Raw genomic sequence first — 250 nt, 5'->3', positions numbered from 1 at the left:
AGGACGAGCAAACCAGCTGACAGGACCGGGAAGACAACCAGGATCATGATCGAGGTAATGAGGATGTTCCAGGAGAAAATGGGCATCCGGAACATCGTCATGCCCGGGGTGCGCATGAGAATGATCGTCGTCACGAAGTTGACGGCACCGAGGATGGACGACAGACCCAAGAGGTACAGGCCCATCACCCACAAGTCCCCGCCGGCCCCCGGGGAGTTGATGGCGTCGGATAGCGGGGCGTAAGCGAACC

The 250-nt window shown here is 59.6% G+C and carries 1 protein-coding gene; it reads right to left on the bottom strand.

Going from position 1 to position 250, the window contains the following annotated elements; all coding sequences use genetic code 11:
- A partial coding sequence (locus JMJ55_RS30665; RefSeq protein ID WP_236034281.1) for a cbb3-type cytochrome c oxidase subunit I occupies positions 1 to 185 on the bottom strand: 185 nt, incomplete at its 3' end.
- Between the last annotated feature and the right edge of the window lie 65 nt (positions 186 to 250).

Source organism: Belnapia mucosa, assembly GCF_016775475.1.
In the GTDB taxonomy this organism is placed as follows: Bacteria; Pseudomonadota; Alphaproteobacteria; order Acetobacterales; family Acetobacteraceae; genus Belnapia; species Belnapia mucosa.
This window is presented reverse-complemented; position numbering and strand designations above follow the sequence as displayed.